This window comes from Kitasatospora sp. NPDC042419 (assembly GCF_056437345.1).
The window spans coordinates 1-22,151 of record NZ_JBWKAW010000060.1 but is presented as its reverse complement, the minus strand read 5'-3'; the positions used below and the strand labels follow the sequence as shown (position 1 = coordinate 22,151).

The window sequence follows — 22,151 nt, the reverse complement described above, 5'->3', positions numbered from 1 at the left end:
ACGACACGACACCCCGTCTCTGCCGCCGAAGCACCGACCCTATGCCTGACCAGCGGAAACGCACCAATCACTCTCGGAAAGACAACGGCTTCTTAGGGCTACAGCTTCCGCAAGATCCGCGCCTACCTGCGCAGACGTGCGATCCCGCACACCATCCCAGAACGCACCGACCAGGCGCTCGGCCGTCTCAACCGCGGCTCCCGCGGAGGCCGACCACCGGGCTTCGACCGGCACACCTACCGGCTCCGCAACGTCGTCGAACGCTGCTTCAACCGGCTGAAGCAATGGCGCGGCCTGGCCACCCGCTACGACAAGACCCGCGAGTCCTACCAGGCCGCCGTCACCATCGCCTCAATCCTGCTCTGGGTCTGATCTTTGAAGACGATCTCTAGCCCGGGCCCGACCGGGAGTATCCTGGCGGACGACCGTCAGGTGATCGAGCCCTGTCGGGTGTACATCCCCCAGACATTGTCGTCGAAGTACGGGGTGTCGATCTCCACGCCGTCGTGCGCCCGGGTGACCCCGTTGACCGCCGTCTGCAGGGTGTCCGGATCCACCCACAGCCACGGCCCGCCACTGGCACCCTGGCCCAGGGTCCGGCAGGGCAGGTCCAACAGGATGGGATAGAGGATCAGCCGCTCCAGGGTTCCTGCGCAGCTCACCTGGTGGGCGGCGTCGTCGATGTTTGCCGGGTACCCGACGGCGGTGACGAAGGTCTCCTCACGCCGGTTGACCACCAGGCCGTTCCCGCCGGTGGCCTCGACCACCTTCTGCCCGTTGGCGTTGGGGTTGAGGGTGACCATCGCGACGTCCCACTCGGGAGCGTCCGACTCGTCCAGCCAGTTGTTGAACACCCGGGCCTGCTTCCAGGTGAACATGCCGTACGGGTACGGGTCGTTGCCGTTGTACGCGGGCACGTAGATCCAGTCGACCTTGAACCACTTCGGATCCTTGCCGTTCATCCGGCTGCCCTTGCCCGCGACGCAGTGCGCCGCCGTGATCACCATCATCTTCGAGGGGCTGTTGAGGGCGCTGGCCGTGCAGCTCTTGTTCGCCTGCTCGACGGTGTTGTAGTAGAAGACCCGCCCCACCGTCCGGTCCACCGACCGGTTGACCGCGAAGCGGGCGGCCGCGGCGTCGACCTCGGCCCGGTCCGCCGCGTTGCCACCGGCGGCCTTCGCCTCCTCGGCGACGGTGGCCGCCATCCGCTCGGGCGTCCAGTACGCGCGGGCCGCCGCGTCGTCCGCCGTGCTCGTCTCCGAGGTCGACGTGCCGGCGGTCCGGTCGGGCCGGGGCGCCGCCGCGTCGGCGGTGCCGACCGTCCCCAGTCCCAGAGCGAGCGCCAGCGCGGCGCCGCACAGAGTCCTCAGCAACTTCACTTCGTCCCCACTTCCGTGTCCGTCGGGCGGCCGGGTGACCGCCGTCATGGCAGCGTGACACCGGGCCTGGGCGCGTCGCCTGAGTACGGATACTCAAAGAAAGCACGCGAACAGGCTTGATTAGCAGGGGAATTCACATGTCAGTCGGTCCCGCGACTGCGACTGGAAGTCGTAGTCGGCGGGTCGGTCTGCGGTCCATGCGGCTGGTGGTGTGAGTTGGAAGGGGCAGTTGAGCCGAGCCACGATAGTGGGAACCTGGCCACGCATGTTGGAACTGGAGGGCTCACGACGGCCCCGGCGGGCTTGGGTGTCGGTGGTGTCGGGTTGGATGAGCATGTGACTGTCTATGACGTAGCCCGCCAGCTTCCCGCCATCGCCGACTTGCGGGACCTGTGTCGTTCGCTGGCGATGCTCGATGCGATCCTGAGCCCGGACTGGGAGGGCCGGTACTACTCCTTCAACGCCGGTTGGGCCGACGGTGAGGAGATGGCGTCGATGCGCAACGGGTCGGGAGACGAGTACTCGATCGTGTTCTCGGCGGCCGGGGCCTATGTGCGGGGCTTCGATCACGAATCGCCGATGAGCCCCTCCAGCAACGATGGCGAGCCCTGGCCGGGAGTGATCGACGAGGTCCCCGAGCTCTTCAGGCCCTTCGTCGAGGAGCCGGCGTTCACCGACGAGGACGAGGTGCCGGTCGTGACGGCCTGCTTGTGGCGGGGGCCGACGGACGAGCGGTGGCACCACGGGACGATCGACTTCCCCGAGGGTGCTGTCGATCCTGACGGGGCGACGAGCCTGTTCGGCCTCCTGGTCGACCGTTCTCCGGAAGCGTTCCAGCGTTTCGCCGAGGACTACTACGAGGTCTCCATCGACCTGGGGGCGGTGAGTCAGGTCCATGCCTTGCGGCCGCTGGACCAGGAACTCGTATCGTTGCTGAACCCTGAGGTCAGCTTGGCGGACCTGGCCCAGGACATCTCCGAGATCGGCTATCCGCAGCTGGACCTTCCGGACCGACCACGTCGCCACTGACCTCGACACCGGAGAGGACACCGGCTACCTGGCCTACCGCAACGGCGAGATCCTCGCCCTCGACATCCACGACGGCACCCTCCGCTGGCGTCACCAGCTGACCATCGCCGGTGCCCTGGCCGTCCCGACCGCACTCACCGCAACCGAACCCGGCCGCCTGCTCGTCGGCACGTCCGACGGCCGAATCCTGGAGTGCGCCACCACCTGACCCCACCCCAACACCCCTGATATCGGCGGTCAAACTTCGGTGAGACTCGTCAAACTGACTTGAGACGGGTCAGAAGGGCTGTCCTCCGGCAGGTGGTCTTGACCGATTGACAAGCGACCTTGACGGCCAGTGGGCTTCTGCCACTTGATCTTGATCGGTGATACGGAAGGCAGGGTCTGTAGGACTGCCCCACCTCAGGCCGTGCAAGGATCGCGGATGTGGAAGGCAGAGGCGCGTGGAGTACCGGACCGGCAGGCGAGGCGATGGCGGCGGGCAGCGGCTTGCTGTCGATGCTGGGCCAGGCTTCCGTCCCGGAACAGCACGGGCGGATGGTGATCACGCCCCTCGTCTGCCGGTGGTGCGGCTGGGACCAGTTCGAAGTGGCCGCGGACGAGTGCTTCTGTGAGGGTTGCTGCCTGCCGCTCGGCATAGCGGACGGAGATGTTCACGCAGGCGGATCCACCTGGGAGCTCGCGGAATCCGCTCCTTCACGCCCGCGGCCGGGCAGGGCCTTCCGCAGGCCGGCCGACATCACGTGTCCAACCGGGCACGACGTGTTCCAGGCGGCGGTCGCACTCGCCCTCGCCGCGGACGGCCAAGTCCGCCGCGTGTCGGTCGGCCTGCGATGTCCGGTCGACGGCACGCTGCGCCTGCACCTCGACAACGTGCGGGTGGTGACGAGCAAAACCTGACACCGACCTCGCCTGAGGAGTCCTGGCCGGAGCGGGTGTCACATCGGGCGGTCAAGATCACTTGGCAATCGGTCAAGATCGCCTGTCAGAGGACGCCGGGTGAGGCGTCCTCGATGGCGGCCAGCAGGTGGGCGTGGACGGCGCCGGCGGCAGCGCGGGTGGCCGGGTCCGGGTCCTCCAGGTGCGGGGCGATGAGCGCGGCGGCCGCGGCGAGGACCGGGACCGGGACGGTCGCGGTGCGCAGGTGTGCGAGCAGGGCGACGGCCTTCTCACCGGGTGTTGTCTCGGGTGGGGTAGTGGGGATCAGGGAGCTCAGGCCGCGCGGCTGGGTGCTGGTCACCTGCCCATTCTCGCGTCCCGGCGGGGCGGTGATCACCACGGTCGGTCGTCCGGCTCCGCGGTCGGTAGGCCGCCGTGGTGGTGGCGGGCTACGGCTTTGAGCAGCGCGGCGCGGCACCGGCGGACGTCCTCGGTGCGGCCTGCGCCGGCCGCCCACCCGGGCAGCGGACGCTCCTGCGCGGCAGCGGTCAGGGCGCGGCCGAGCTCGCCGATCGCGTGCTGCCAGTCGGCCAGATGGAGCAGCAAGCCGCGCTCCAGGGCGTCGACCGTGGCGTCGGCGATCAGATGGGTGGTTCTGCGATGCGGCCTTTTGAAGTCGCGACCGCGTCCGGAAGGACGTATCGCTGTTTTGGTTGCTTTCTTCTCATATCGGCTGAGTACCTATACGGATAGGAATCAGCCGATCACCGCAATAGGCTTCGCGCTGAACCGAGGAACTGTCGGGAGGGGAACTGCAGTGGGGCATCTGAAGGTCAATCCGGGCGAGATCGATATGTCCGCGGGGGTGGCGCGGACAATCGGTGAGGATCTCCGGAAGCCCTGTCAGGCGGCTGTTACGGCCAGCCAGACGGCCGCCGGCCAGTTGACGGGCTGGTCAGTGGCCGCACGGCTTGGCCGGGTGGCGGGGGAGTGGGCGCCCGTGCTGACGGGCGTCAGCGACCGACTCAAGCAGACAGGTGACAACCTCACCGCCACAGCGCAGGCCTACAAGGGCAACGAGAACGCCGTCGCCAGTGTCTGGACGACGCAGGGGATCGGCGAGGCATGGGAGAAGCCGGGACAGTGAGCAGCAACCTGTTCGAGCTCCTGATGCGCTTCGACCCGACCAGCTTGCACGATGCCGCCAAAGCGTGGCGCGATCTGTCCAACGGAGCGCAGTCCGCCGAGAACAGGCACCGTAGCCAGGTGAACGGCCCGCTGCGGCAGGCGAAGTGGGAGGGGGAGGACGCGCAGAAGGCGTTCTTCGCCCTGGGCCGAAACGAGCAGATCCTGGAGATCCTGAGGGTCGAGTCCGCCGCTGTGGTGCTGACCTTGGATACGGTCGCTGAGCGGATGTACCAGGCGCAGACCAATCTGAAGAACGCTGTTCACCGCGCCGAGGAATGGGGTCTGGTCGTTGGTGCAGACGGGACGGTGAACCTGCCGCCGCTGGGTGAGGGCGAGCGGAACGACCCGGATGCCATATCCAGCCCTGAACGCAAGGCGCTGACGACCCTGCGCGGGGATGTCCAGGAGCGGATCAACAAGGCCCTGGCCGACGCGAAGCAGGCGAGCGACCAGGGCGACCGCGCCCTCGGCCGGCTCGATGCCGACACCCTGACCCGCCCGCGGGTGTTCGGCTCCGCCGCCGAGACCGCCGCCGATGTGAGGGACGTGGCGAAGGACCTCGGCCTGGCCGACCCGTACGTTCCCGACAACAAGGACCCGAAGACGTCCGCCGACTGGTGGAAGTCCCTGACCCCCGAGCAGCAGAGCACCTACCTCGCGCTCTACCCGGACCGGATCGGGCAGTTGGACGGCCTGCCCGCCGCGGCACGGGACGAGGCCAACCGGCTCGTCCTCGACCAGCAGCTGGACGAGCTGAAGGCCGGCAGCCCGCGTGGGAGCGACATGACGGCCGGGGAGTACAACGTTCGCGAGCAGACGCTGATGAAGCTCAAGGAACAACTCGACCGGCACGACACCGCGGTCGAGGACAAACGGGTGTTCCTGCTCGGTCTCGATGCCAAGGCCTACGACGGCGACGGCAAGGTGATCGTCGCCATGGGAAATCCCGACACCGCCGACCACACGGCCGTCCTGGTCCCGGGTACGGGAACGACGATCGACAGCACAGGGGGCCAGCTCACGCGCGTCAGTGACCTGCAGGAGGCCGCGAGGCAGGCGTCGAAGGGGACGAACCAGAAGGTGTCGGTGATCTCGTGGCTCGGCTACGACGCCCCCGAGGTCCCGGTTCAGCAAGCGCCGAACCTCGCCGTTGTCGGCACTACCCGGTCCTCGGACGGGGCCGAGGCCCTGCGCCAGTTCACCCAGGGCACCCGGGTCGCCCAGGGTGACCATCCCAGTCACCTCTCGGTGTTCGGCCACAGCTACGGAACGACGCTCGTCGGTGCGGCTGCAGCGGGTGGGGAAGGATTGGGCGCTGACGAGATCGTCGCTGTTGCGAGTCCTGGAATGACCGTTGACCGTGCCTACCAGCTCCAGATCGACCCGAGCCATTTCTGGACCGGCAGAGCCGAAGACGACGGTATCGCTTTGGCCGCAGGACTCAGCCTCGGCTTCGACCCGGTACGCGGCGAGTTCGGCGGGCAGCAATTTGAGGTCGACACGTCCGGGCACAGCGGCTACTGGGACGACGGCAGTAAGAGCGTCGACAACCAGGGCCGCATCATCGTCGGGAAGCCGCCGACCACGCTTCCCAGGCTAACCGTCACCCCACCGGGTCCCCTGTGATCGCCGGTCCGGGCTGGCCACAGCCCGGCTGCCCGGTCCTCACCCTGTTCCAGCCGCAAGGAATTCCACCATGCCGTTTCCCCTGCCACGACCCGCTGCCCGCACCGCCGGAGCGCGGCGCCTCGGCGTCGCCGCGCTGGCGCTCTGCCTGCCCCTGATCCTCGGAGGATGCATGTCCACGCCCGGCCCCAACGAGCCGCTGCCCGTCAAGGCCCGCCAGGACGCCCAGGACTGGGCCCAGCACATGACCGAGTACATGGCCCAGAGCGCAGGCGTCACCCTCGACACGGGCAGCGCCGAGCCGTTCTTCAACGACTGCGTCGGCAAGAAGAACGAGGTCGCCAGGGACGGCCGGTACAAGATGTCGTACGCGGTCTACAGCTCCGCTCCGCTCGAGCAGCACCCTGAGGCGGTCCGCAAGGTCCGCGCGATGCTCGAGCAGCAGGGCTTCAAGATCGACGGCTACCGGGAGAGCACAGACGGCAAGGTGGACACGGTCCTCGACGCGTCTAAGCCGGAAAGCCGGTACCTGATCACTGTCGAGACCACGACCGGAGGGCTGCTGCTCTTCCGGGTCAACACCCCCTGTCTGATGCCTCCCACAACACCGGGCACCTCCAGCTGACACAGGTGGACGGGTCGGGGCTACCGCCCCGGGGAAGCACCGTCGATCGCGGCGAGCAGCCGGGCGTGGACAGCGGCCGCCGCCTCCCGGGTCGCCGGGTCCTCGCTCCTCAGCTGTGGCGCGATCAGCTCGGCGGCCGCAGCGAGGCCCGGCACCGGCACGGTGGCATCGCGCAGGTGGAGGAGCTGGGAGGCGGCGCGCTCGCCGGGGGTGGCCTGGGCGCGGGCGTCGGGGATCAGGGAGGTGAGGCCCCGGGGAAGGGGCTGGCTGCTGGTCACCCGCCCCATTCTTCCGTGTCCCGGGCGCGGTGATCACCACGGTCGGTCGGCCAGCTGCCCGAGCAGACCGCGCACCAGCTCGTCGACGGCGGCCGCCGGATCGGCGCCGAAGGCCCGCGCTTCGGCGGCGGTCTCGGCGAGGACGTCCTCGTCCAGGTCCTCGAAGGCCTCCCACCACAACGCGGCGGTCCGCTCGAAGCCGTCCAACACCGTGTGCAGCGCGGTGTCGACAGCGGCTGGCGACCACGGCGGCGGAGTACGGGGCGCCCGGACGGTGTCGGCCAGCACCCGGGCGGCGCCGGGCCCGAGCGCCCGGCGCCCGGTCGTGCTCACCCGGCGCAGCCGGTGGCCGTGGTGGCGGCGCGGCCGGCGGCGGTGGCGGCGTCGAGTTCGTCGGCGAGCAGGGTGAGCTCGCGCGGCAGGTCGCCGAGCACGCAGGACGGCATCACGGCCGCGAGCACACACACCGCGACCAGCGGCATCCGCTCGCCCGGGTCGGTGAAGATCTGGAACAGCAGCTTGGCACCGCGCTTGTCCAGGTTCAGGTAGCCGAACTCGTCCAGCTATGCGGATATCGGCATAGCTGGACCTATGCCGAGACTGCGGCTATGCCGAAGATTGCCACGCCACGCCCTCGTTCGCGTGAATCCTGGCCTTCGGATCTCTGCATAGTGCCGAGGGTGGGCAGCACCTGACCGCGAGGCAGGGCGCCTTGCGGGAAGGGGGTCCCGATGGCGGGGACACGCAGGAAGGCCGGTGCTCTCGCACCGCATGTCGAGGGCTACAGATCCTGGCTGACGGCACGGGGATACACCACGTTGACCACGCGGAACATGCTCAAGGATCTGGGCTTGGTCGGGATATGGCTGTCCAGGCTGGGGCTTGAGATCGGCGATCTCGGCGAGGCGACCGTGGAGCGATTCCTGAACGACCAGCGACAGGCAGGCCGCCGGCGACTCCCGGGACCGCGCGGGCTGCGGCCCCTGCTCGCCTATCTGCGCGAGGCCGGGCTCGTCCCGCCGCCCAGGGCCGAAGTGTCGCCACTGGATGGTGTGTTGAAGGAGTTCCGCGACTGGATGACCGGAGAGCGCGGGCTGTCGCCGACCACCGTCATGCGCTACGCGAACACCGCCCGACGCTTCCTGGCCGAGCAGGCCATGCCGGGCGGAGTATTCTCCCCGGCCGGTTTGAGCAGCGCCGACCTGAACGCGTTCCTACTTCGGGAGTGCGCGCGGGTCTCGGCCGGCTCGGCGAAGGGGAAGGTCGCCGAACTGCGTTCGCTGATGCGGTTCCTGCACCTGCGGGGGCTGATCCCGATGAAGCTCGGTGCGTCCGTTCCGCCGGTCGGTGGCTGGCGCCTGGCGGCGGTCCCGCCGACGATGTCCGCGGCCGATGTCCAGCGGCTCCTGGACTGTTGTCCGCGCGCGGGCGGTGTTGGAGTCCGCGACTACGCCATCCTGACGCTGCTGGCCCGACTGGGCCTGCGCTCGGTCGAGGTGTCGCGGCTGCAACTGGAGGACGTGGACTGGCGGTCTGGGGAGATCACGATCCGTGGCAAGGGGCGGCGGGAGGACCGGCTCCCGCTGCCGGTCGATGTCGGTGAGTCCCTGGTCGCCTACCTGTCCGAAGCCCGTCCCCAGGTCGACACCCGTCGCCTGTTCGTCACGGACCGGGCGCCGCGCGGACCGATCCGCGCCGACCTGGTGGGCGACGTGGTGGAGCGGGCCTGCAAGCGGGCTGGGCTGCCGACGGTCGGCCCGCACCGGCTCCGGCACGCTCTGGCCGGGGAGATGCTGCGGCAGGGCTCCGGGCTGACGGCGATCAGCCAGGTGCTTCGGCACCAGGACCTGGCCACGACCGCGCTCTACGCGAAGGTCGACTTCACCGCGCTCCGCGCGGTCGCCCGCCCCTGGGCCGGGACGGAGGCGGCATGACCGGACTACGGCAGGCACTCGACGACTACCTGCGGCTCCGCCGCTCGCTCGGGCACAAGCTGGCCGAGGCCGCCTGGCTGCTGCCGGACTTCGTCGCCTTCCTGGACGAACGCAGGCAGACCACGGTGACCGTCACCACCGCGCTGGCCTGGGTCCGGGCGCGGGAAGGCGAGGCGGTGACGACCGTGAGCCCGCGCCGGATCACCGCGGTCCGCGGCTTCGCCCGCTATCTCAGCGGCATCGACCCGGCAACCGAGATCCCACCGCCGGGCCTGCTGCCGCACCGGCAACGCTGGCGGCAGCCGTTCATCTATTCCGACGCCGATGTCACTGCGGTGATGGGGCAGGCCGACAGGCTCGGGCCGCCGTTGCGCGCGGCCACCTACCGCACCCTGGTCGGATTGCTCGCCGCCACCGGCATGAGGGTCGGAGAGGCCATCAAGCTCGACCACGACGACATCGACTGGGCCGAGGGCGTGCTGCGGATCCGGGAGACCAAGTTCGGCAAGTCCCGCCTGGTTCCCCTGGATGCCAGCGGCGTCGACGCGCTCCGCCGCTACGACGCCCTCCGCGACCAGGACGCGCCGCGTCCCGCGGACCCGTCGTTCTTCGTCTCGCGCACCCGGCGGCGTCTGATCTACGCCGTCGTCGCCCCCACGTTCCGGCAGATGGTGACCGGCGCCGGCGTCGGGACAAATGCCCCCAACCCGCCCCGGCTGCACGACCTCCGCCACACCTTCGCCGTCCGCACCCTGCTGGCCTGGTATTGCGACGGCGCCGACGTCCAGGCAAGGATCCCGTCCCTTTCCACCTATCTCGGGCACCGCGAGCCGTCCTCGACCTATTGGTACATGTCAGCGGCCCCGGAACTACTGGCCCTGGCGGCGGACCGCCGCGAAGGCATCGGAAAGGCGGCACGGCCGTGACCTCGATCGCTCCCACCCTCCAGTCGTTCTTCACCGACCGGCTGGTCCGCCAGCGCCAGGTGAGCCCGCGCACCGTCGCCGCCTACCGCGACGCGCTCCGCCTCCTCCTCGGGTTCGTCCACAAACGTACGGGCACCGCCCCGGAGAGACTGGACTGGGCCGACCTGGACGCCGACGCTGTCTCCGCCTTCCTCAACTACCTGGAGGACGAACGCGGCAACAGCGCCCGCACCCGCAACGTCCGGCTGACCGCGATCCGCTCCCTCTTCTCCTACGCCGCCCTGCAGCACCCCGAACACGCCCTCCTGATCCAGCGCGTCCTGGACATCCCGCCCAAGCGGTTCGACAAAAGGAACGTCACCTTCCTGACGGCAGCAGAGGTCGACGCCTTGCTCGCGGCACCGGACCCGCGTCGTTGGGAGGGACGACGGGACAAGGCGATGCTGGCCCTGGCCGTCCAGACCGGCTTGCGCGTCTCCGAACTCACCGGCCTGGACTGCGACGACGTCACGCTCGGCGAGGGCGCGTCCGTCCGCTGCGAGGGCAAGGGCCGCAAGCACCGCGCCGTCCCCCTGGACCGTAGCGTTCAGGACCTGCTGCGGGCCTGGCTCGGTGAACGCTCCGGCAAGCGCGGCGAACCGCTGTTCTGCACCCGAACCGGGCGACGTCTCACCCGCGACGCCGTCGCCCAGCGCCTGGCCATCCACGTCCGAGCCGCTGCCAAAGCCTGCCCGACCCTCCTCGACAAGCGCGTCCACCCGCACGTCCTACGCCACAGTTGCGCGATGTCCCTGCTCCAAGCCGGTGTCGACACCACAGTGATCGCGCTCTGGCTCGGCCATGCCGGCGTCCGCTCCACCGACGCCTACGTCCACGCCGACATGACCATCAAGGAGAAGGCACTCTCCCTGACCGCACCGGTCACCGCCCGCCCCGGCCGCTACCAGCCCACCGACAAGGTCCTCGCGTTCCTCGACCGCCTGTGAGTCGTGAGCGGAGCCGACAGTGACAGTCCGCTTCGATAGCCTGCGGCGGTGGCCGATGATTCGTTGAAGTTCCTGATCGATGCCGATCACGGGCAGTTCTATGTCCAAGATCTTGAGCCCTATGACGCGTGGATGGCTGAACACGCGACAGACCCGGCCCTCCCACCAGCCGGCTGGACCGAGGAAGCAGTCCACATCCACCGCATCGGGGTGGAACCGCACTCGATCTCCGTCGGCACCGCACGGGACGACATGGTCGAATCGCTGATCACCGTCCACGCGTTCACGCCCATGGTCGAGCCGACGGCTGAGCACATCGTGGAGGTGGACCTGGCTGCCCCGACTGGCCAACTCGCCGTCTCCAGCCCGGGCGTCCACCCGGAGGACGGGCCAAGCATCACCGTCCCCGCAGGGCTGTTGCGAGTCCGGGTCTCCTACATCCCCTCTGACCCACCGGCTGTCGACACCAACGGCGGCCCCGGCGATCACTTTCTTTACCAGATCGACCTCTGGCCCACCGACCAGACGCACGAGCTCGACGTCCTCAAGCAGGGACCGACCCCCTGGGCCGGGTAGACCTTCCCCGCCGTCGACTATGCCGAGCAGAACGGCCCTCACGCTGCCCACGATCATGCTCGCCCACATCTTTCTCGGCATAGTTGCGGTCTCGGCATAGGTCCAGCTATGCGGATATCGGCATAGATCGACGAGTTCGGCTACCTCAACCTGATCTTCACCGAGCGCGAGGAGCGCAAGGCCACCGCGGTTGCCACGAACTCGCCCTTCACCGAATGGGACAAGACCTTCGGCGACGCCCGCCTCTGCGCGGCCATCGCCGACCGGATCACCTTCCGCTGCACCCTGATCCAGACCGGCACCGAGTCCTACCGCTACCAGGCCACCCAGGAATCCCTCTTCCCCACCCCGAACCGAGCTTGAGATTCAACCCCTGAGCCGAGCCCCCGCTCTTGGAGTGGCAGGCTGTGGTCGTGAGAATCGCGAGGGACGACCGGCCAAGGCCACTGTCGACGTGCTGGCTCTACTGGATCGCCGTACCGACCGGGGACCAGGCAGGAGTCATTGCGGACCTGGGCCTCACCCGACCCATCCCCGTGACGTTCGCCGAGGCCGAGGCTGTCATCGACGAGGACGGCCACGGAGAGGCGGAGGACAACCCGGATGGACTGGCCCGGGTCTATGTGAGTCCTGAGATCGAAGGATGGACTCTGGTGATCGGCCCGTGGTGCGACCCGTGCAGCAGCGAGAGAAGCGACGAGGTGCTGCGTCTGTGTATCGGCCTGAGCTCCCGCTACGGAGTGGCGCAGGCGTACTACTTCGGTACACAAAACGACGGTTCAGCCTGGCTGATCGCAGAGCACGGGGTCGTGGTGCGGCGGTATTGCGAGACCGGTGAGGTAGACGACGGACTCCTCACACTGGGGCAACCGCTTGTGCAGGAACAGGCCGAGCGGGAGCGGATGGGCCTGCCGCCCACCTGGCACGAGAACGCGCGCAACCACGAGTCCGAGGAGGAGTGGAAGTGGCGGGCGTTCGACATGGCCCCCGAGATCGCCACAGCCCTGGGCATCAGTCCGCTCGCACTGACGGCGTCGATGCGAGTGAGCGGCATCGGCGTTCTTGCGGAGACACCTGTTCCGGCACGCTGAGCATTGGGTTCAGTTCTTCGTAGCGGTCCTTCTTGGCTTGACGCCCTTCACCTGCGCCGGACGCGGGCGGGGGTGGCCTGACCGGTTCCGCCGTTCCCAGGAGTGGCGGAGGTCGGCGACGAGCGGGCGGGCGAGGCTGAGCTGGGTGTGCGCCGCGATCATCAGCCAGGCCCAGCGATCGACAGTCGTGGACACGAAGGGTTGAACCCACGGGTCCAGCCCTTCGCCACGTCCAAGGGCGAGCCCTGGCCGCGACTTGTCAGGGAGGCGACCCGGGCCCACGGCCACAAGCTACCGACGCCCCCATCCCAGCCCCTACGGACACTCCGCCCACGCCTATCGGCTCACCCGATCAGTGGCTCCCAATCTCGCCGAAACGGCTCCCGAACTCACCGAAGAACGCCCGCCACGGTCGAGTACGTCACTGACACGAACGGCCTAGCCCCGGCTCCCGTTCATGCCGAAGCAGTGGCTCTCATATGACCCGACAAAATCACCCGCCTGCTCCTGGACGCCGCCGCCCGCTACCACCAGCACCGCAGACGCCCAGGCCTCCGGCTGCTCACCGACACCGAATCCGCGCTGACAGCGCTGCTCCAAGCCGCCGAACACTGCCGCCTACGACCACCGCAAGACCCATCCGGGCGCAGCCGCGACCGCTTTCCCCGACCGTACTTTCCCGAAGCCCTTCCCGACGGCCCCCATTGGACAGCCTTCATCCCCCTGCCCAACCTCCCCGCAGAGCTCCAATCCGCTGCCCTCCAATGAGAAGGCACCTACTGCTCTCATACCTGGGGACCGCCCCGGGCCTTGTCGGTGCGGGGCGTGATGATGGCTGCGTGACCGACCCCGCAGACCCTGCCCCGCCCTGGTTGCCCGGCTATGAGGGCGGCCCGTTCACCCTCTACCCCGAGCTCCTGGAGGACCCGCTCTTCTGGCTCTCGCACCTAGGCTCGTGCGCCCGCAGTCAGCAAGCCCAACAACTGCTGTTCGGCGCGGACTACGAGGCCGCCACGGAGTTCTACCGCGGCCTGTGGGATAAGGAGGACTGGCCGCTGTCCACCGTCTCGCTCGCCGACGGCCACCGCTTCCACGTCGTCTACCGCACCATCGACGGCGACCGCGGCACCGACTACCTCCTGCACCACCCCACCTGGGACACCGCCGAACTCCTCGCCCAGGACGACGGTCACTTCATGGGACCCGCCCTGTCCTGGCCCGAGCTTGCCACCGCCGCCGACAACATCCCGCCCGACCCCGGCACGCCGGACGCCGGCATCCTCGACGCCCACGCCCGCCTGCTGCTCCTGTTGCCCGCCATGGGCGACAACAGCCCGCCCACGAATGCCGCTCCCCGCCTGGCCGCCGCGCTACGCGCCCGCACGGCCGTCGAGGACCCCGACCACCTCGCACTCCTCCTCCTGGAACAGCAGGGGCAACCCGGACCCGCCCGCTGGCGGACCACCCAAGACGGGGTACGAGTCAACGACGGCCACCACTCCTACCGCAATCCCGCCAACCACTTCGCACTGTCAGCCCACCACCTCGCCCGGGTCTCCGCCGCCCTCACGCCGTGACCCACATCCGGACGCCACCCGCCGACGCACCCTCCTGGCACAGGCCGGCCCGCTTTCCGCGTATCGATCACGCGGCACCTCGCCGTGGGGTATTGCTTCGCAGAGCGCTGCTTCGTGACCAACAGGTCACTTCTCCAGCAGGTTCTGGGTGGCTCGGGCGTCCGTGGCCCACGTGCACTGCTACGCCCACTCCACCCCGTGCTCGGCGAGCTGCGCGAGCTGGCCCGGGGTGAGCTTGTCCCGGCGGGCTTTCTGGTTGTTGAGCCAGGTGCCGAGGGCGAAGTGCGACACCACCGCCTGCTCCTCGCCGCCGGGCCCGGCTTCCACGGTTTCCACCGGCTCCTTGTGCGGGCGGGGCACCCGCGGGTGGCCGTGCTGCTCGACTGAGGTTTGAGGGGGGTGTAGTTGAAGTGCGGGATGGCCTGTGGACTGGGGTTTTGTAGGTTGGGTGAGAACGGTGGTGGGGTGTTGGTTGTTGAGGTTTGGTGGTGTGTGCTGGGGTTGTTGGTGGTTCGGTGATTTTGATCTTCGGTGTTGTGGGTTTCGCTGTGCGCTAATGGCAGGGCGCGCGTTTTGGCTGGTCAGGGCTGTTTTGCCTGGTCAGGTGGGGTGCTGTTGAGGCTGTCTGGACGGGTTCCGGGGGTCCGTTCTCATTGATCTCGGGGTGTTCTCGGATCATGTCGGGTGTCGGGTACGGGTCGGCGGATGCCCGAGCCTGGCTTCTCATCGATCCTGAGGGATTCTCAGTTGGTGTCGGTACGCCGGATCGGTTTCTCAGCCAGCCGGGGTGTTCACCGGCCTCGTCCGCGGGGGTGGGGTGGGTGGTGGGTTTCGGCTTGGTGGTCCAGGCGCACGCCATCGAGGGTGGTTTTGGTGATGCGTTCGGTGCCGTCGAGGATCGCGGTGAGGGCGGCTTCGCGGATGAGGCGGGCGAGGCTTCCGATACGTCCGGCGGTGCGTTGGTGGAGATACGGGGCGTGGCGGGGCAGGGTGCCTGGCCGGTGACGCCGGAGGTCGAGGGCCGCTTCGAGGTCGGTGACGAGGTCGGTGAACGGGCGGCGGGTGCCGAGGCGGGCGGGTAGGGCGCCGGTTTCGACGAGGCTGGCGCGGGCGGCGAGTTGAGCACCCCGGACCCCGCTGAACAGGGCCGTGGTGGTGACGTCGATGCCGGCGTAGACGAAGGTCGCGCCGATCTGTTCGGTGAGGTCTTTCAGCAGGTCGGCGGCTTCGGCGCCGGTGGTGGTGCGGGGGTTGAGGCGATGGATCTCGTCGATCAGCACCAGACGGACGCCGGCGGTGTTGTAGGTGTGGCAGACGGCGTGCATCAGCTGGGCCTGGGTGGTGCGGGCGGTGACGGGGATGCCGAGGTAGCGGGCGAAACCCGCGGTCAGGGTCTTCGCACTCGCACCGGGCGGCACGAGGACGTATGCGACGGGCACGGCCGGCTGCCCGTTCCCGGGTGGGGCGGGGTGTTGGCGCGTGTGGGCGAGGTGGCAGGCCCGGCCGACTTCGAGCAGGGCGGTGGTCTTCCCGGTGGCGGCGGGCCCGGTGAGGATCAGGCTGGGCCGGGGGGTGGTGCGCTGGTGGCGTCCGAGCAGCATCAGGCGGCGCACGCTCAGGGCGAGGGTGTCGATGGCGGGGGTGCGGACGGTGACGAACGCGGAGTGGTAGGCCAGGCGCTCCTCGGTGCTGCGCTCCGGCTCGCCGGGCCCGGGGGGTGCGGGGGCGGGGGTGGTGGCGAAGGTTTGGAAGCCGTGCCAGGTGTCGACCTTGTACGGCGCTGGTTCCGCCGGCCTCACCACGGCGTCCGTGGTCGTCGGGATGTTCGTGCTGGCACCGTTCACCGCCTGTTCTCCTTTCCCGCGGTACCAGCGTGCCGGTACACCCTGTGCGGGCCCTGACCGGGCGCCGGGTACCCAGCGGCCCCACGAAGCGCACGAAGCCGGGACTGGCAGCGCCGCAACGCCCCGGCGCAGCCGCGCAACGCTGAGGCACGGCCCTGCTGCGCCCGCCTTCGGTATGCCGCGGCAGGTCTGGGAAAGGGGTGGGGTCGTTGGCCGCCGGGTGCGGGAGTGTGGTGGTGGGTGTTCACCATCGTTCGGCTTCCTGCTGGGCGTTCCACAGGCCGAGGCCGGTGTAGGGCGGGGCGGGGGAGCGGCCGGCGGGGTGGCCGCTGGTCCACGTGTCGCTCCAGCCGTCGCCGTCGTCCTCGTCGTGGTCGTCGGTCCACTGGCCGGTGTCGGGTTCGGTGTCCAGGCCGTCCAGGCTCTCGGTGTCCTCCCAGCCGTCCGTGTCCTCGCCGTGCTCGCGCGGGCCGCTCTCGGTGTCGGGGCGGTGCGTGGTTCGTCCGGCCGCGGCCCGCTGCTGTGGTGTGCCTGTGCGGTCTTTGAGCACCGGTTGTGCCGGCTGCGCCGTGCTGTCGCCGGTGCTGGCGGGGTGGGGGATGCGGGCGGGTTGGGCGCGGGTGAGGAGGGCTTGTTCGGTGCGGGTGGCGTGGCCGGCGGTGGCGCGGCGGATCAGGTCGTCGAGGGCCTGGGCGAGGTCGGCCTCGTGCTGGTCGTGGTCGCCGCGGCGTAGGGCGGCGGTGCGGATGTGGTCCCAGGTGCGGTCGTCGAAGGGCTGGTGGACGTGGTCGCGGTGGATCCAGGGGATCTCGACCAGGTCGTCTCGGTCGGGCAGGCGGATCCAGATCTGGCGCAGGTCGTGGGGGTTGTGGTGGACCTCCCACCGGCCGCCCCGGGCGGCGATGGGGGAGGGCTGGCCGCGGTGGGGGCCGAGGAGGTCGTGGTCGTAGGTGCGATGGCCCAGGCGGATGCCGTGGTCGCTGATGGTGAGCCAGCGCACGGGCAGCAGCTCCAGGTAGTCCCGCCCGGTCAACGGGACCGGCACGTACCCGCAGACGGCGGTCAGCGCGCCCCACATCTCGTTCGGTGTCAGCCGTGTCTTGGGCAGCACGGGGTGGCGCAGCCCGTTGTGGGGGCTGTCAGCTATCTCGCTAGCTACAACATCTGCAAGGCTACGAGCTGTAGTGCCGGAGTTAGCCTCAGGATTCTGATGGAGGCTTCTGAACTGGGTATTTGTGGGTAGCACGGCTTGATGATGACTGCATGTTGGCGCCTTGAGCTGCCGTGTTGTAGTTGGGCTGACAATGTCGCAACTGCAGGGATAATCCTCTGGCTGGTTAGTCGGGTTGGGTGGTCGGGTTTTCGCCCTGTGGATGTGGTGCGGTGGCTGCTGGCCCGTGCCGCTTCCGCCGCCCGGGCCGGGCTTGCTAGTTGAGATCTTCGTGGTGGGTGGATGGGGTCACCCCGCTGGTCGCGAAAGTCCGGCTGCCGCCGGACGCGGGCCTTGGCGGCCCTTTCCGCGCCCTTCTGTACGGGTGGTTGCCGTAGGTGGGCGTGTGGGCATGGCGGGTTCCGGCGTGGGGGAGGGGTGCCTGGCTATCCGTGTCGCCGGTGGGACGGCAGTGGAAGCCGTACTTGGGCGTATTGGGTTGATTGTCTGCTTCTGGCTCAGGAGCACGGGCGTCTCGCATCCGCCGAGCTCTGCTGCAACTGTGGTGACGCGGCTCGCTGTTGCTGCAGCTTGGATACTGCCCCCGCGCAGGCCGCGGAGACCGCGGTCGATCTGCCGACATTCGCCCAGCGTCGAACCCGCCCCGCTTATTTGCGGGGGTGGGTTCGGTGCTGCCCAGATCGGGCCCTTCGGTCAGCCGATCCCGGTGCCTGCCGTGTCTTCCGTGTTGGTCGGGCGGGCGGTGGTTTGGTGGTGTGCGTAGTCCAGCCACAACTCGCTGGTGACCCGGTCACGGACGCCCAGGGCGCGGCCTTCCCGGCGGGCCCAGTCGGTGACCGGGGCTTCGGCCAGGAGCCCGTCCACACCTAGCAGATCCGAGCGGCCGGCGGCATAGAGCCGGTAGGAGGCGGTAAACCGGTCGGCCACCCGTCCCATGGCGGTGATGTCGTGCCCGCGTCCGGCGGCCCACGTGCGCACTGCCAGCATCTCCTCGCGGGAGATCACAGGGCGCTTGCGCTGGGCGACCTCGTCCTTGAGGCACCCGCAGCTGGTGCGGGTTCCGTAGGTGACCTGCGACTGGACCGCGGTGACGATCTCTCCGCTGCCACAGCGCCGGCACTGGTAGTCGCGGACGATTTCGCGGGGCTTGCCCGGCCGCCGGTAGGGCTCGCCGACTGGTGTGAGCCAGCTGTCGGGATACGGAGCAGTCGCGCGCAGCGTGCGCGCCTTCGGCTCAGCCTTGGGGCGCTTGGCGCGAGGAGGGGCCAACTGCCCCCACACCTCGGTGATGTACGCGTCCGCCTGGTGCTGCGCGACCGCCACGCCACCGGCGAGGTAGTCGTCCAGGCGCGGCCAGTGCGCCGCATAGCGCTCGCGCAGGGCCCGCGCGACAGCGTTCGCCTGCTCGAAGGGCCCGCTGCGCTCACCCACGCCGACGCTCAGCAGGTGCTCTCCCTCGAGCGGCACGAGCTCGCCGACACGGACATGGACCACGAGGTCCAGCAGCCCGGCGCGGGCGAGGACCTCACTTTTCTCCCGCTCGTCGCGGCGCCCGGCCCCCTCGCGCACCGTCGTGCTGTGATGGTACGAGCCGTCGTACTCAACACCCACGGCGATGTCCGACCCGGGCAGGCGAAGGATGACATCGACCTCCACATCCTGGTACCGCCAGTGCGCCGGCTTGAACGCGGGTGGGACCGCAAGACGATGGGAGGCGAAGTCACGGACACCGTCGGGCAGTCGGGGATCGGCCTGCTGCACGGGCGCGAGATCGAACAGTTCGGCGAGCTCGGCAGCGAGCCGGACCTGCTCCTTCGAGGTCCCCGAGGTCGAGCACTTTCCGCAGTCGGCCCCCTGGACGCGGTTCAGGACGGTCGCCTCCCAGCGGTGGCCGTGGCGGCACCGCCACCAGACCTTGGCATACGCCCTCTGTCCCGGCGCCTTCTGCTGGCCGGCGGCGTTGTGCGTGGTGGTCGGCATTGCCGCCGGATCCAGCTCCGGGTCGTCCAACTGCTCGGCCAGTTCGGGAAACCAGGTCTGGAGGCTGTTCGTGTCGTCGATCAGGAAGCCGGCGCACACCAGGCAGCCGTCCTGCTGCAGGGCGCGGCTTTTCACCTCGGCAGTGAACCGGTGTTCCACCGTGCGCCACAACCCGGTGAACGGGTCCACCGCCCACGTCCGGCACAGCCAAGGAACGCGGCTGTGGGAGCCGTAGGCGACGTCTTCGACCGGCTGGTCGCCCCGGTACTGGGCAGCGAGAGTGGGCAGGTCAGCCAGCCGCGTCAGCTTCCGGCATGCTGGGCAGCCGGCTCCCGCTTGCACCCGGTCCTTCGGCCAGGCCGACCAGCGGGGATGCTCGTCGGGAAACAGCGGGCACCGCCACCGGTAGGGGCTCTCCACACCCCGGCGCTGGGCTGTGGCCGAGACCGCCTCGGGGCTCGACGGATTGCCGGGATCCCACTGCTCCGCCACCGGATGGATGTCGGCGACCACGGTCTGGCCCCGCCCGCCGCTGCGGTTAGCCCACAGCGCCTTCACGGTGGTCTTGTGCGCATCCCAGAACGCACTCGCGTCGCCTTGACGCCGCTGCGCGGCCGTCAGTTCCTCGAGCACCCGGGCGCCACGCTCGCCGTTCGCCACGCTCCAATACTCTCGCATGGCCTGCGCCATCCGCCGGCGGTCCTCACGGCTGCCGAAGCCGGCCGGTAACGGATCAGGCTTCGGAGGCCAAAGCAGATCTCTGTCAACGGAGTTGATATCCGGTCCTGAAACTGTGCGAGCGCTCGCTGTCGACATGCGGTGACTCTAGCGTCCGGCCCGAGGCATGCGGGAAAGGAGCCAGGGGGCGCACGGCGGCCTCGAGGCGGAAGCAGGTCAGCTCTCGGCGATTCGGGCGCCCGGAGCGGACAGAGCTGTTCGACTGCGGAGCCGACCTCGACGGCGAACGCCTGGTCATCGTCGAAGGCGCGGCCACCGGCGCCGACCGCGCTGCCCACCCGCCACGACCTGCCCAACCGCTGCTACCCCATCGCCTGGGCCGCCGAGCGCGCCCGCCGTCGCCGCACCTGGCACCTCACCGGCACCGACCGCACCCTGCACATACTCCTCGACGAGGAACCCGGCCTCGTTTCCCACCCCACCGACGGCAGCGCCGACACCTGCCTGCAGGCCCTCCTCCTCGATATCCCGATCTGGCTCATCCCCACCGCCACGCCGATCTTGGCAGATGGTTGGCCACAGCGGACTTCCCCCAGGACAAGACCGCTCGCTTCGGCGCACGCCTCGAAGCCGTCCGCCACCGCCGCTCCCAAGTCGGCTGAACAACCGGCGCCGGGTACTGGATACGAGCAGCCGCTTTCGAGCCGCCTCCGGTGGTCGGGACAGGAGATCGGGTAGAGCTCGTCGCGCAGGTGCATCAGGAATTGGTCGCGGCGGTCGGCGATGACCGCGGAAGTGCTGCGCGGCCGCGGTCCAATCCCGTCGCCGCCGCAGGGTGGACCCCGATTTGCCACCGGGCTCCGAGGGCGCTACCGTCCGTCCGTCCCGTGTAACACTTGACACAAGCAAGGTTTGGGGGTGGTATGGATATGGACGAATGGATGGACGAGCTTCTCGCCGCGCTGCGGCGCCAGGGATTCACCGCTCGGCAGACCAAGGCCGGCAACTGGCTTTTCGGCCGGGACGGTGTGACGGTCTCCCATGGCTCGCCGGAAGCGCCCGGCGAGTTCATTGACCTTGTCAAGCAGCTGGAAGAGATCGGCCTGGTCTTCCCGGAGAAGACCTAGCAGGTGCCGCGGGGGCCAGAAGGCCAGGCCCCCGCCCCCTGTCCATCCGAACACCACATGGAAACAGCAAGGCTAGGACGAAGGAGGAGAACAGTGGAACGACAGTGGAGGGCAACAGCAACCGCCGAGTTCGGCGGGAGCATCTCGGACGACCAGTTCGACGAGCTCCTTCAACGCAGCGGCGGCACCATCCGGCACGACACGAACAGAGGGCTCCTCTACCTCGTGTGGCGCCTGAGTGCGGCCGGACTCGTCCAAGCCGCGCAGCAGGCGGCATCGGGGGCGGCCGATGCGCTTGCCTCTTGCCTTGGGAGCGAGGCCAGGCTGACAAGCCTGCAAGTTGTCACAGCAGAGCAGGCCAACATGGAAAGGGACCACCCCCGGTCCCAGGAACTGATGGGATACACAGAAGCGGCCGCCGCGTTGGACGTATCCCGTCAACGAGTCGCCCAACTGGACGGGCAGCACCCGGATTTCCCCCGACCCATCGGTCGCATCGGCGCCGGCCCCGTCTTCACCGCCGACTCCATCCGGTCATTCGCGGCCCGATGGAATCGCAGCCCAGGGCGACGCAAAGTCGCCTAGACTGCCGGTCCAGAGCAGGCCCCTTCTGGCTGTAGGCCTTCATCAGCCAGCAGGGGACTGCTTTTCCGGAGATGCCCGAGCCGAGGAGGTTCGGAGTGCCGAGGCCGAACTACAACGCCCCGCACCGGTCGGAGTGCCGGCTGCGGCTGGCAGGCTCGCCGTCAAGGGGCACTGGTCGACAGCGCGACCCTGGTGCCCGGCAGACGGTTTGCGGTGGTATCCGGGGCATGGTCCCGCCGCACATCGCCCGCCCTGAGCGCCTCGCACACCCGGCACCAGGGCCCACCGCCGCAGGACGGTCAGCCGCACGCCACCACACCACGCCGCCTCCAGCCCGGCCGCTGGCGTCTGCCAACACGTGTCTGGGTCTGTCCAATGATCTGCCCGGGCCCGACCGGACTGGGCGATTACGCAACCATCGACCAGTGAAGCGACCGGTAACCGTGACGTGAGCTCGGCGCAGCGGCGACGTCTGCAGGGATCTCGGCCGGTCAGATGCAATGCGCGAACCGATCAGGCCCCGCTCGACTGCAGCCAAGACCTGCCAGAGCTCGGGCCCGTTCAGAGGCATACGGCCTCAGAAGCCGTTGTCGTATCGATCTTGGTGGACGTGGGTTCGACTGGACAGCACGGTCGGGTGATCTTGCCGATTGCCGAGCATGAAGACAGGGC

At 69.1% G+C, this 22,151-nt stretch carries 25 protein-coding genes and 1 pseudogene; 15 read left to right on the top strand and 11 right to left on the bottom strand.

Annotation, left to right across the window (positions count from 1 at the left end; translation table 11 throughout):
* Window positions 1-99: 99 nt before the first annotated feature.
* Window positions 100-372, top strand: a pseudogene (locus tag AC067J_RS42895) (transposase); the annotation flags it as partial.
* Window positions 373-428: 56 nt separating this feature from the next.
* Here the strand turns inward: AC067J_RS42895 and AC067J_RS42890 are convergent.
* On the bottom strand, window positions 429-1,373 hold the full coding sequence (locus AC067J_RS42890) for a trypsin-like serine peptidase (RefSeq protein WP_478308288.1): 945 nt from the start codon (window positions 1,371-1,373) through the stop codon (window positions 429-431).
* A 342-nt stretch (window positions 1,374-1,715) separates the two neighbouring features.
* Between AC067J_RS42890 and AC067J_RS42885 the strand changes: the two genes are divergently transcribed.
* A complete protein-coding gene (locus AC067J_RS42885; RefSeq protein WP_478308287.1) occupies window positions 1,716-2,408 on the top strand; it encodes a hypothetical protein in 693 nt (230 codons plus the stop codon).
* A 426-nt stretch (window positions 2,409-2,834) separates the two neighbouring features.
* Complete coding sequence (locus AC067J_RS42880) at window positions 2,835-3,308, top strand: hypothetical protein (protein ID WP_478308286.1); 474 nt, start codon at window positions 2,835-2,837, stop codon at window positions 3,306-3,308.
* A gap of 85 nt (window positions 3,309-3,393) precedes the next feature.
* On the opposite strand, the gene AC067J_RS42875 is transcribed toward AC067J_RS42880, so the two are convergent.
* Window positions 3,394-3,648 carry a hypothetical protein gene (locus AC067J_RS42875; RefSeq protein WP_478308285.1) on the bottom strand — a complete coding sequence of 85 codons (255 nt, stop codon included), beginning with the start codon at window positions 3,646-3,648 and terminating at the stop codon, window positions 3,394-3,396.
* Between the two features lie 32 nt (window positions 3,649-3,680).
* Window positions 3,681-3,893 (bottom strand): hypothetical protein, encoded by a 213-nt coding sequence (locus AC067J_RS42870; protein ID WP_478308284.1) that lies wholly within the window; start codon window positions 3,891-3,893, stop codon window positions 3,681-3,683.
* A gap of 211 nt (window positions 3,894-4,104) precedes the next feature.
* Here AC067J_RS42870 and AC067J_RS42865 point away from each other — a divergent pair, with 211 nt between their 5' ends.
* The 3 genes from AC067J_RS42865 to AC067J_RS42855 all read left to right on the top strand — a co-directional run bounded on the left by AC067J_RS42865 (window position 4,105) and on the right by AC067J_RS42855 (window position 6,726).
* Window positions 4,105-4,434, top strand: a complete 330-nt coding sequence (locus tag AC067J_RS42865) for a hypothetical protein (RefSeq protein WP_478308283.1) — start codon at window positions 4,105-4,107, stop codon at window positions 4,432-4,434.
* Window positions 4,431-6,101: an alpha/beta hydrolase gene (locus tag AC067J_RS42860; protein ID WP_478308282.1), complete on the top strand. Its 1,671-nt coding sequence runs from the start codon at window positions 4,431-4,433 to the stop codon at window positions 6,099-6,101. The genes AC067J_RS42865 and AC067J_RS42860 overlap by 4 nt, the downstream gene beginning before the upstream one ends.
* A 70-nt stretch (window positions 6,102-6,171) precedes the next feature.
* Window positions 6,172-6,726, top strand: coding sequence for a hypothetical protein (locus AC067J_RS42855; RefSeq protein WP_478308281.1), 555 nt, complete (start codon window positions 6,172-6,174; stop codon window positions 6,724-6,726).
* A gap of 20 nt (window positions 6,727-6,746) precedes the next feature.
* Here AC067J_RS42855 and AC067J_RS42850 read toward each other — a convergent pair whose 3' ends face one another.
* Genes AC067J_RS42850 through AC067J_RS42840 form a run of 3 tightly spaced genes read right to left on the bottom strand, consistent with a single transcriptional unit; the run spans window position 6,747 to window position 7,486 of the window.
* Window positions 6,747-7,004 carry a hypothetical protein gene (locus tag AC067J_RS42850; RefSeq protein WP_478308279.1) on the bottom strand — a complete coding sequence of 86 codons (258 nt, stop codon included), beginning with the start codon at window positions 7,002-7,004 and terminating at the stop codon, window positions 6,747-6,749.
* A gap of 33 nt (window positions 7,005-7,037) precedes the next feature.
* Window positions 7,038-7,337: a hypothetical protein gene (locus AC067J_RS42845; protein WP_478308278.1), complete on the bottom strand. Its 300-nt coding sequence runs from the start codon at window positions 7,335-7,337 to the stop codon at window positions 7,038-7,040.
* Window positions 7,334-7,486 (bottom strand): hypothetical protein, encoded by a 153-nt coding sequence (locus AC067J_RS42840; RefSeq protein ID WP_478308277.1) that lies wholly within the window; start codon window positions 7,484-7,486, stop codon window positions 7,334-7,336. Before AC067J_RS42840 ends, AC067J_RS42845 begins: the two co-directional genes overlap by 4 nt.
* Window positions 7,487-7,735: 249 nt before the next feature.
* Between AC067J_RS42840 and AC067J_RS42835 the strand changes: the two genes are divergently transcribed.
* The 6 genes from AC067J_RS42835 to AC067J_RS42810 all read left to right on the top strand — a co-directional run bounded on the left by AC067J_RS42835 (window position 7,736) and on the right by AC067J_RS42810 (window position 12,517).
* Window positions 7,736-8,938: a tyrosine-type recombinase/integrase gene (locus AC067J_RS42835; protein ID WP_478308276.1), complete on the top strand. Its 1,203-nt coding sequence runs from the start codon at window positions 7,736-7,738 to the stop codon at window positions 8,936-8,938.
* Complete coding sequence (locus AC067J_RS42830) at window positions 8,935-9,864, top strand: tyrosine-type recombinase/integrase (RefSeq protein WP_478308274.1); 930 nt, start codon at window positions 8,935-8,937, stop codon at window positions 9,862-9,864. The genes AC067J_RS42835 and AC067J_RS42830 overlap by 4 nt, the downstream gene beginning before the upstream one ends.
* Entirely contained in the window at window positions 9,861-10,850 is a 990-nt protein-coding gene (locus AC067J_RS42825; RefSeq protein ID WP_478308273.1) for a tyrosine-type recombinase/integrase, read from the top strand. The genes AC067J_RS42830 and AC067J_RS42825 overlap by 4 nt, the downstream gene beginning before the upstream one ends.
* 48 nt (window positions 10,851-10,898) lie before the next feature.
* Window positions 10,899-11,426, top strand: coding sequence for a hypothetical protein (locus AC067J_RS42820; RefSeq protein WP_478308272.1), 528 nt, complete (start codon window positions 10,899-10,901; stop codon window positions 11,424-11,426).
* A 126-nt stretch (window positions 11,427-11,552) separates the two neighbouring features.
* On the top strand, window positions 11,553-11,789 hold the full coding sequence (locus AC067J_RS42815) for an ATP-binding protein (protein ID WP_478308290.1): 237 nt from the start codon (window positions 11,553-11,555) through the stop codon (window positions 11,787-11,789).
* Window positions 11,790-11,962: 173 nt separating this feature from the next.
* Window positions 11,963-12,517 carry a hypothetical protein gene (locus AC067J_RS42810; protein WP_478308271.1) on the top strand — a complete coding sequence of 185 codons (555 nt, stop codon included), beginning with the start codon at window positions 11,963-11,965 and terminating at the stop codon, window positions 12,515-12,517.
* A 9-nt stretch (window positions 12,518-12,526) separates the two neighbouring features.
* On the opposite strand, the gene AC067J_RS42805 is transcribed toward AC067J_RS42810, so the two are convergent.
* Entirely contained in the window at window positions 12,527-12,712 is a 186-nt protein-coding gene (locus AC067J_RS42805) for a hypothetical protein (RefSeq protein WP_478308270.1), read from the bottom strand.
* Between the two features lie 644 nt (window positions 12,713-13,356).
* Between AC067J_RS42805 and AC067J_RS42800 the strand changes: the two genes are divergently transcribed.
* Window positions 13,357-14,094: a hypothetical protein gene (locus AC067J_RS42800; protein ID WP_478308269.1), complete on the top strand. Its 738-nt coding sequence runs from the start codon at window positions 13,357-13,359 to the stop codon at window positions 14,092-14,094.
* A gap of 180 nt (window positions 14,095-14,274) precedes the next feature.
* On the opposite strand, the gene AC067J_RS42795 is transcribed toward AC067J_RS42800, so the two are convergent.
* The 4 genes from AC067J_RS42795 to AC067J_RS42780 form a co-directional block, all read right to left on the bottom strand.
* Window positions 14,275-14,430: a hypothetical protein gene (locus AC067J_RS42795; RefSeq protein ID WP_478308268.1), complete on the bottom strand. Its 156-nt coding sequence runs from the start codon at window positions 14,428-14,430 to the stop codon at window positions 14,275-14,277.
* A 455-nt stretch (window positions 14,431-14,885) separates the two neighbouring features.
* On the bottom strand, window positions 14,886-15,896 hold the full coding sequence (locus AC067J_RS42790) for a TniB family NTP-binding protein (protein ID WP_478308289.1): 1,011 nt from the start codon (window positions 15,894-15,896) through the stop codon (window positions 14,886-14,888).
* A 286-nt stretch (window positions 15,897-16,182) separates the two neighbouring features.
* Window positions 16,183-17,049, bottom strand: a complete 867-nt coding sequence (locus AC067J_RS42785; RefSeq protein WP_478308267.1) for a Mu transposase C-terminal domain-containing protein — start codon at window positions 17,047-17,049, stop codon at window positions 16,183-16,185.
* A gap of 753 nt (window positions 17,050-17,802) precedes the next feature.
* Window positions 17,803-19,779: a zinc-ribbon domain-containing protein gene (locus AC067J_RS42780; RefSeq protein ID WP_478308266.1), complete on the bottom strand. Its 1,977-nt coding sequence runs from the start codon at window positions 19,777-19,779 to the stop codon at window positions 17,803-17,805.
* A gap of 929 nt (window positions 19,780-20,708) precedes the next feature.
* On the opposite strand from AC067J_RS42780, the gene AC067J_RS42775 reads away from it, so the two are divergent.
* A complete protein-coding gene (locus tag AC067J_RS42775) occupies window positions 20,709-20,894 on the top strand; it encodes a hypothetical protein (RefSeq protein WP_478308265.1) in 186 nt (61 codons plus the stop codon).
* 93 nt (window positions 20,895-20,987) lie between these two features.
* Window positions 20,988-21,479: a hypothetical protein gene (locus tag AC067J_RS42770; RefSeq protein WP_478308264.1), complete on the top strand. Its 492-nt coding sequence runs from the start codon at window positions 20,988-20,990 to the stop codon at window positions 21,477-21,479.
* The last annotated feature ends 672 nt before the right edge of the window (window positions 21,480-22,151 follow it).